This window comes from Aquidulcibacter sp., from assembly GCF_020253525.1.
Taxonomy (GTDB): Bacteria; Pseudomonadota; Alphaproteobacteria; order Caulobacterales; family Aquidulcibacteraceae; genus Aquidulcibacter.
In genome coordinates this window covers 1-8973 of the sequence record NZ_JADCBK010000124.1, presented here as the reverse complement: position 1 = coordinate 8973, position 8973 = coordinate 1, and the positions used below count along the sequence as shown (strand labels likewise).

6 protein-coding genes are annotated in these 8973 nt (G+C 50.7%); all 6 read left to right on the top strand.

Going from position 1 to position 8973, the window contains the following annotated elements:
• On the top strand, positions 1-2796 hold a 2796-nt coding region (gene hsdR / locus IOB61_RS13560; protein WP_290817744.1), incomplete at its 5' end, for a type I restriction-modification system endonuclease.
• 124 nt (positions 2797-2920) lie between these two features.
• Positions 2921-4267, top strand: a complete 1347-nt coding sequence (locus IOB61_RS13555) for an N-6 DNA methylase (protein ID WP_290817741.1) — start codon at positions 2921-2923, stop codon at positions 4265-4267.
• A complete protein-coding gene (locus IOB61_RS13550; RefSeq protein WP_290817738.1) occupies positions 4264-5025 on the top strand; it encodes a hypothetical protein in 762 nt (253 codons plus the stop codon). The genes IOB61_RS13555 and IOB61_RS13550 overlap by 4 nt, the downstream gene beginning before the upstream one ends.
• Complete coding sequence (locus tag IOB61_RS13545; protein ID WP_290817735.1) at positions 5022-5948, top strand: GIY-YIG nuclease family protein; 927 nt, start codon at positions 5022-5024, stop codon at positions 5946-5948. Before IOB61_RS13550 ends, IOB61_RS13545 begins: the two co-directional genes overlap by 4 nt.
• Complete coding sequence (locus IOB61_RS13540) at positions 5945-7702, top strand: restriction endonuclease subunit S (RefSeq protein WP_290817732.1); 1758 nt, start codon at positions 5945-5947, stop codon at positions 7700-7702. The genes IOB61_RS13545 and IOB61_RS13540 overlap by 4 nt, the downstream gene beginning before the upstream one ends.
• Positions 7699-8973 (top strand): AAA family ATPase (locus tag IOB61_RS13535; RefSeq protein ID WP_290817729.1); only part of this gene is annotated, 1275 nt, incomplete at its 3' end. The genes IOB61_RS13540 and IOB61_RS13535, both read left to right, overlap by 4 nt.

The following is an 8973-nucleotide window of genomic DNA, read 5'->3' as shown; positions in this document are numbered from 1 at the left end:
TTGTGGGAACAGCTAGCAAGCGAAGCGGAAGCAAGGTTGCTACAAACAGCCGAAGAAATCATCCGCACTAAGCAAGTGGCACAGGCAGAAGACGCTCCCGCGGTCGAGACGATTATTGAAATTGCGCAAGATACGGCGGAGCTAATTGAGCTGGATGAAGCGGCCACCCGTGTCCTTATCGATCAACAACTGGGACACGCGAACTGGGAAGCGGACAGCATCAACTTGAGATTTTCTAAGGGCACCCGCCCGATGAAGGGCCGCAATATGGCCATTGCGGAGTGGCCGACGGCGAGTGGACCTGCGGATTACGCGCTTTTTTGTGGCACCCAGCTCGTTGGCATTGTCGAGGCAAAGCGCCGAAATCGAAATGTGATGGAAGTCCTTCGGCAGGCTGAGCGCTATGCTACATCTCCAAAAATGATCGATTGTGTGCCATGTGAAGGCTCGCCGTGGCATGGCTTCTTGGTACCCTTTGCCTTCTCAACCAATGGCCGCCCGCTGCTGCGGCAAATCCGGACGTTGTCAGGAATCTGGTACCGTGATCTTCGACGGTCGACAAATCCGGCAACCGACCTCAATGCATGGCCAACCCCTGAAGGCTTGCTAGAGCGCCTCAATGTGGACGTCGATGCGGCTACGGCTATGCTCGAAAAGCAAGCTTGGGATTTTGGCTTTCCCATTCGGCACTACCAGCGGACAGCAATCGAGAGTGTTGAAGCAGCTTTGGCCGCCGAAAGACGAAGCATGTTGCTGGCCATGGCGACAGGAACCGGAAAGACCAAACTCGCGATTGCTATGCTATATCGCTTGATTTCAGCCAAACGATTCAGGCGCGTTTGCTTTGTGGTGGACCGCAGCGCTTTAGGTGAACAGGCAGAAGGTGAGTTTACTTCTACCAAGGTTGTCAATGGCAAGACCTTCGCGGACATTTTTGGGCTTAAAGGTCTGGATGATGTTAAGCCCGACCCAGACACCAGAATCCACATTTGCACGGTTCAGGGGTTAGTTAAGCGCGTTCTTTATTCGGAAAAGCCCGAAGATGTTCCCCCAGTCGATCAGTACGATCTAATCGTGATTGATGAGTGCCACCGTGGCTATCTTCTAGACCGAGAAATGTCGGATAGCGATTTGGCCTTCCGAGATCAGCTCGACTACATCTCCAAATATCGTCGCGCGCTTGATCATTTTGATGCGGTTAAAATCGGTCTCACGGCTACGCCAGCCTTACACACGGCTGAGATATTTGGTGAGCCCGTGTTCACCTACTCCTACCGGGAGGCGGTTGTAGATGGCTATCTAGAGGATCACGAACCACCGATCCGAATTACAACACAGCTTTCAACGCAAGGGATCCACTTTGCGCGAGAAGAGGAGGTCGACTTCGTCCACACCGGGAGTGGGAAAATCCAAAAAGCGATATTGCCCGACGATATGGAATTTGAGGTCGAGGCGTTCAACAGGTCTGTAATTACCGGCCCCTTCAACGCAACCGTTGCTGAGGAACTAACTAAACACATCGAGATTGATGCGGAAGCCAAGACCCTAGTCTTTGCGGTAAGCGATGCCCATGCAGATATCGTGGTAGATGAATTGAGAAAGGCGTTTCGCGCCGCGCAAGGTCCAATTCAGGATGCAGATATCGCCAAAATTACGGGCAAGATCGACAAGCCCCGCAAGGCAATTCGCGCGTTCCGAAACGATGCCCAGCCAAAAATCGCTGTGACCGTCGACTTGCTGACCACTGGGATTGATGTACCCAAGATTTGCAATCTGGTTTTCATGCGCCGGGTCAACAGCCGGATCCTGTTTGAGCAAATGCTCGGTCGAGCCACGAGGCTTTGTCCCGAGATCGGCAAAGCTGGCTTCCGAATTTTCGACGCTGTGGACCTCTATGCAACTTTGGGGGACATGACAGACATGCGCCCAGTTGCGGCTGACCCCAAGTTTACCTTGACCAAGCTCTTTGACGAGCTGGTTGGCCCGGCTGATGCTGAGCATCTTGAGCGGATCCGCGAGCAAATTGTCGTGCGTATGCGTCGGAGAATTCGAAAGATGACGGCTGAAGCCCGCGCGAAATTTGAATTGGCAGCAGGAGAAACGCCTGAAGAATCTCTGGAGCGCTTCAAAAATGGTGATGGAGCTGCCCTCGCAGCTTGGGCAAAGCTTAAACCGGGTTTGGGTCCAATCCTAGACTGGACACACGCTGATGGCACCCCGCGCTTCATTCCAATTTCTGAGCATGAGGATAGGGTTATCTCTGTCACGCGCGGTTATGGCGACGCGGAAAGACCTGAAGACTTCCTAGAAGCCTTTGCCAATTTTATTCGCTCTAACCTCAACACATTGGCCGCCTTGAGTGTAGTGGTTCAGCGCCCACAAGAGCTGACGCGCGAAGCGCTGCGTCAACTGCGACTGCGACTGGACGCAGAAGGCTATAGCGATGCGAATGTACAACGCGCTTGGGCGGATGCGACGAATGAGGAAATTGCCGCTTCGATCATTGGCTTTATCCGGCAAGCCGCGATTGGTGACGCATTGATCCCCTATGCCGACCGGGTCAATAATGCGGTTCGCGAGATCCTTAAGTCGCAAAATTGGACTCCCGTACAGCGCCAATGGCTTGAGCGGATTGGCGAACAGATGAAACAGTCCATTGTCGTGGATCGAGCCGCGTTCGATGCAGAGCCCTTTGAGGCGCGTGGCGGATGGGATCGCATCAATAGAGTCTTTGATGGTGAGCTTGGTTCGGTGCTTGGAAAATTGAATTCAGCCGTTTGGAAGCAGGTCAGTTGATATGAATGGTGTTCGCGCGAGAGAAACGGTCCAAAAGCTCTGGAATGCGAGCAAAAGCCTCCAAGGGGGGGGGGTTAGTTATTATGAGTATGTTACCGAACTCACCTACCTTTTGCTTTTGAAGATGCTTCAGGAAGTCAAACGAGACGGCAAGCCATTGGAATTGCGTCTTGATGAGGACTATCGCTGGAAGAAGCTGATGAGTACCGAAGGCGAGGATAGGCTGATCCATTATCGTCAACTTTTGTTAGATCTTGGTAATCCCGCGAAAGTCAATTTTCCGCTCGTCAATCAAATCTACGCCGATGCCAAAACATCCCTGACTAAAGCTACGGCACTCACAAACCTTGTGACAGTAATCGATCAGGTCGATTGGTACGCGGCTGAAGAAGACGGCCTTGGCGATCTATATGAAGGCTTGCTTGAGCGCACCACTTCGGAACGAAAATCAAAAGCCGGGCAATATTTCACACCACGGGCACTAATTGACACAATAGTCACTCTGGTCCAGCCCAAGCCCGGTGAGGTCATCCAAGACCCTGCTGCGGGGACGGGTGGCTTCTTGATCGCAGCCCATCGCGCAATCCTAGCCCAGACTGATGATTTGATGAAATTGTCTGACAAGGAGGCATTTTTCCAGCGTAACTCAGCCTTTCAGGGCGCAGAACTGATTACGGGCACACATCGTCTCAATACGATGAACCTGCTTTTACATGGGATCAACCAGCCAATCGATTGTATCGACGCGCTGACTTCAGATGCTAACAAATTCGATAAAGCAGACCTGATCCTAACTAATCCGCCTTTTAACAAGTTTCCAGAACGAGTGACGCGCGAGGACTTCAGTATCACCGCTACTGCCGCAAAAGGACCGCTACCCTTCATGGAGCATGTTGTTCGTGGTCTAAAAATAGGCGGACGCGCTGCGATCGTGGTTCCAGATAATGTGCTCTTTGAAGATAATATGGGTCGTGAACTCCGCGCGTGGATGATGGATTTGTGCGATGTGCATACAATCCTACGCCTACCAACCGGCATTTTTTACGCCCAAGGCGTGAAAACAAACGTGGTGTTTCTGACCAAGCGTGCGGAGAAGCCTGTAGCGGCCACAAATCAGGTTTGGTTCTATGACTTGCGCGCCCAAATGCCGAATTTCGGGAAAGCCCGCACGCTGACCAAAGAAGATTTTGCGCCCTTCATCGCCGCCTTTGGAACAGATGCGCATGGCAAGTCACCGAGAACAGACCAAGGTGAGCAAGGTCGTTTCCGTTGTTTTAGACGCGAAGATATCGCGAAGCGTAACGATAATCTCGACATTTCATGGTTGCGAGACGACGAAGAGGTCATTGAAGAGGGACTGACAGAGCCCGATGATATTGCCGCAGCAATCCTTGGCCATTTGCGCGCAGCCTTGGCCGAGATTGAGGCAGTAGAGGAGGAGTTGGCTTTGGTGGGGGACTTAACAGCGTGAGCGATGAATCAAAGAGGGCAATAGAGGCTGCATACTTTACTGCGCTGGCCCTCCCGATTGGCGGGGCAGCAACTGAAGCAAACACCGCGCATCGCGACGCATTAAACAGAGCTCACAGTCTGAGACAATTTGAGATCGACAATTATTGGAAGCGGGGCACCTATTTCTGGGCGTTTCAGCTGGCGGCGTTTACACTTTTAGGTTTTATTTGGCGTGATTTCGCAAATGGTAACCTCTCAAGGAACGCGCTACTATTGCCGGCAGGATTGGGCGCGATTTCGGCAATTGTTGGTGTTCTCACGGCTATCAGCTCAAAGTTCTGGCAGGAAAACTGGGAGGCTCACGTCGATTTTCTTGAAGGCGCGATCGAAGGGCGGCTAACCCAAACTGTGATCGTGAAGAGCGGTGTCAAGTTTTCTGTTAGTAGGGTCAACGAACGGTTGTTCATTCTTTTGGCTGTTGGCTGGATCGCCTTTTTTCTGGTTGCTGCATTCAAGCTAGATGAAAAAATTCCACAAGATTGGGTGTCTTGGTTCGCCCTATGTGCCCTAGTATTGAGCTTCATGGTAGTGTCTTTGGGAACTGGTTCAAAACTTACTGGCAATAAGTTTTTGATCGAGAGCGGATCATGGACTAAGCTATCTAGTCCGGTATGGAAGCTGAGGCTGCCTCACCGTCCGGCGATAATTCTTCGGCATACACTTTCAAGCCATCAACCTGCTCCAAAGTCTAAATGCACCGGAGAGCAAGCAAAATGACCGCCCCAGAAACCTTCGGCCGAACCATTCAACTTTTCCTCGTCGACGGCACCGCAACGGGTTTGCGTAAAGTAACCATCCACGGATGGACTGGAGTCACATTTGTCGCGACCGGCAGCACGTTTGCGGCTCTAACCGCACGCCTAGAGTTAGATCGAACGGGTATTTATATTTTAGCCGGCCCAGATGGCGAGGCTGTTGGCGGTACGCGTGTTTACATAGGTTCAGCTAACAGCGTGCGTGAGCGGATTAAACAAAGTGCTGATCAGCGCACATTTTGGGAGACAGTAATTGCCGTCACAACAAGTGACGACGACTTGTCCAAGGGGCATGTGGAGTATTTGGAAGCACGCCTGATCTCCATGGCAACGCAGGCAAACCGGGTTACTCTAGACAATGCTACCAGCCCATCAGAGAAGCGCCGCCGTTTGCCAGAGGCCGATGAAGCAAATATGGAGCAATTCCTAGCCAACCTAAAAATCATTCTGCCCGTGGTTGGCCTCGATATGTTGAAGCCACAGCCTCGCGCGGTCACCCAGACAGCTACCCCTATCGCGCAACGCACTAGTGGCGAGATGACGTTCGAGATCCGCCACAAATCTGGCGTCCAAGCCCAAGCCGTTGAAGAGGATGGCGAGTTTGTTGTGCTAGAAGGATCAGAAGCCTTGCGCGATACGGGCTATTTCCAGCAAAGCTATATCGGACTCAAAGAAAACTTGGTCAAGCAAGGCATTCTGGTCCCCGCACGCGAGGGATTCTATGTCTTTGCTAAGCCTTATAGCTTCTCCAGCCCCTCTGCCGCTGCCGCAATCGTTCTTGATCGCAACAGCAATGGCCTAACCGAATGGAAGGTCAAAGGCGACAAACGGACCTATAGCGACATCAAACAAGCACGGGCCATGAGCGAAGGGCCAAGCGCATGAATGAGTTACCGAGTGGGTGGGCTGAAGTTCCTTTAGGAGCTTTTTCAACGAAGACCCGCAACATTGATCCCGCCAGTCATTTGGATAGTGTTTTCGAACTTTATAGTGTTCCGGCATATCAAAACGGCAAACCCGACGTTGTAGCCGGAGCTGAGATTGGCTCAACAAAGCAAATCGTTTTGCCGGGCGACGTCTTGCTTTGTAAAATCATACCACATCTAAATCGGGTTTGGGCGATTCCTGAGACGTATGAGCACGATCAAATCGCGTCACCAGAGTGGTTAGTCTATCGGGATCATGGTTGCTTGCCAGAATTCCTTCGAGCAGCTTTATCAGAGCCTAGTTTCCGAGAGTTGTTTCTCCAAACCAAGTCCGGTGTTGGTGGCTCCTTAACTCGCGCTCGCACCGAACTAGTCAATCAGATTAACCTCAAAATCGCTCCAATTGAGGAACAAAGGCGCATTGTAGCGAAAGTCGATAGGCTGATGGCGCGAACCACCCGCGCACGCAAAGAGCTAGACCGCATCCCAACCCTCATCGCCCGCTACAAACAACGCCTCCTCGCTCTGGCGTTTTCGGGAGAGCTTACGGCGGATTGGCGTGACACATCTGCTCAAGTAAACAAAGGGGCAACTTGGGACGGACTTGGACAAATTCCGGAATCTTGGACGTGGCGGGAAGCTGAAAGCCTTTGCCATTGGATCACGAAGGGCACTACTCCCAAAGCAGAAGCGCTCTCATCCGAAGCGGGCGAAGTTCCTTTTATCAAAGTGTACAATCTGACGTTTGACGGTAGTCTGAACTTTAAGAAGACGCCGACATTTGTTAATCAAAACACCCATTTGAATGAATTGAATCGATCTCGGGTGTTCCCCGGCGACGTTTTAATGAACATTGTAGGTCCCCCGTTAGGTAAGGTATCAATTGTTCCTGATGATTACCCAGAATGGAACATCAATCAGGCCATCGCAATTTTTCGTACCAAGAAGGAGATAACTGGGGCATACCTTTCCCATTGGTTATTGTCGGAAGGTTACCTTAATTGGGCTCTAGCTAACTCAAAGGCAACTGCGGGCCAGAGAAACCTAACTTTAGAGATTTGCAGAAGATCACCCGTACCGCTTGCGCCTCTATCAGAGCAAGCCGAAATTGTCCGCCGCATCGAAACAGCCTTCTCGTGGCTAGACCGGTTGGCGATGGAGCACACAAGCGCCACAAAACTCCTACCAAAGCTAGATGCTGCGATCCTAACCAAAGCCTTTCGCGGCGAACTCGTCCCCCAAGACCCCAATGACGAACCTGCCAGCGTCCTTCTTGAGCGGGTGAAGGCTGAGCGCGATGGCGAGTTGGCTAATTCCCGAACAAAGAAGGTGAAGGCAAAACTACCAACGATTAGCGCTAAACTCGACGCGCAACTGGGGGAAATTTCGCTTGATGCTACGGCTGCAGTTCGTAGAAGCAAATCAGAGAGTATTCAAATGAAGAAGTCCCGAACTGACGAAGACGTTCAAGGTCAGCCATATTTGGCGCAAAAGCTGCAGCAACTCATCGTTCGAGTCGAGACCAATCTGGGCGCGGAAGGCCGCGAGGTCCTTGGTTGGGATGATGTGTTGGAGGGACCATTCTTTATGGCGGAGTTATTCAAGCTTGCTGACCTAACGATGGAAGATTTTTACAAGCAAGTAATTGAAGAGATAGAGGCCGGTTATCTGGCGGCGGATATCGGGCCACATTTTTTGAGGGTCCAAATATGAGGTTAGATCACGTCGCAATAGATGGCTTCAAGAATCTACACGGTTTGGAGCTCGATTTTGACGAGACCAAGTTGACCACTGTCATCATTGGTCAAAATGGGTCCGGAAAGTCTAATCTCATTGAAGCTATTGTGCGTGTATTCCGAGCCTATGACTTAGGAGAAGATTATCCTCAGTTTAAATATCGTATTATTTATAGGATTCAAGGGTTTAAAGTCGAGCTAAGCAATCTAAATGCTCGAGCTACAGTATTGCTTGACGGTGAAGCTTTATCACTTAAAAACTTTTCCGATCGGAAATCAGATATCTTCCCAGATATGATTTTTGGTTATTATTCGGGAAGTGGTCGACGTCTGGAATCACTTTTTGACCGGCACCAAGCGCGCTACTATCGCCATGTTTATAGGGAAGATACTGATATTGATGTGGCTGAGAGAGAACGTCGGCTTTTCTTTTGTCGACCAGTTCACGGAGCAATGGCTCTCTTGTGCCAATCGGCATTCCCTGATGAGAAGATCAAGAGATTGTTGAATCAGTATCTTAGAATTGCCGACGTTCATTCAGCATTGGCTGTGTTGCGCGAGCCGAGTTGGTTCAATCAAAATACATGGAACAAACAAGCCAACATTTATAGTTTCAAGCTAAATGGTAGGCCTCCGCTCGACAGAAAACTCGCGTGGCCAATCGATATGTGGGGTGCCAAGGGTATAGCGGGCGAATGTACTCGAAATCTAAGAGATAGTGCATTTATGCCGGTCGCCGCGGTTTCCAAGGAGAGCGACGACTATCGAAACAAGCCTGCTGAAGAAACCCAATTAGGTTGCTTTCTGCGTAATCAGAGTGCCATTGATCAGTTTCGGCAAAAATATGAAACAGACCAGAAAATGTTCCAAGCGCTTGAGGCGTTGGATATCTCTGACCTTGTCCGCCGCATAACTGTGTGGGTGAATCGGACTGACGTTACGACTTCTGAAGTGAGTTTTTCAGATTTGTCGGATGGTGAGCGTCAATTACTGATGGTTCTTGGGCTCATTCGCATAGCGAGAAACAAAAGAGTTCTGTTCCTGTTGGATGAGCCAGACACTCATTTGAATCCTGTGTGGCAAAGAGAGTATTTGCGGCTACTAGAGACTTGGGTAGAAGAAGTGGGCACAGACCGAAATTGCCAATTCATTCTGACATCGCACAATCCATTGACCATATCGGCCCTGTCGAAGGAGGAAGTGCGCGTTATGTGGCAGACTGAAGCTGGGCAAGTAAAAGCCGAGGAG

Bases quoted from the DNA above. Each gene is read 5' to 3' on its own strand.
- IOB61_RS13555 (WP_290817741.1), top strand. From the start codon at position 2,921: ATGCTTCAGGAAGTCAAACGAGACGGCAAGCCATTGGAATTGCGTCTT.
- IOB61_RS13545 (WP_290817735.1), top strand. From the start codon at position 5,022: ATGACCGCCCCAGAAACCTTCGGCCGAACCATTCAACTTTTCCTCGTC.
- IOB61_RS13540 (WP_290817732.1), top strand. From the start codon at position 5,945: ATGAATGAGTTACCGAGTGGGTGGGCTGAAGTTCCTTTAGGAGCTTTT.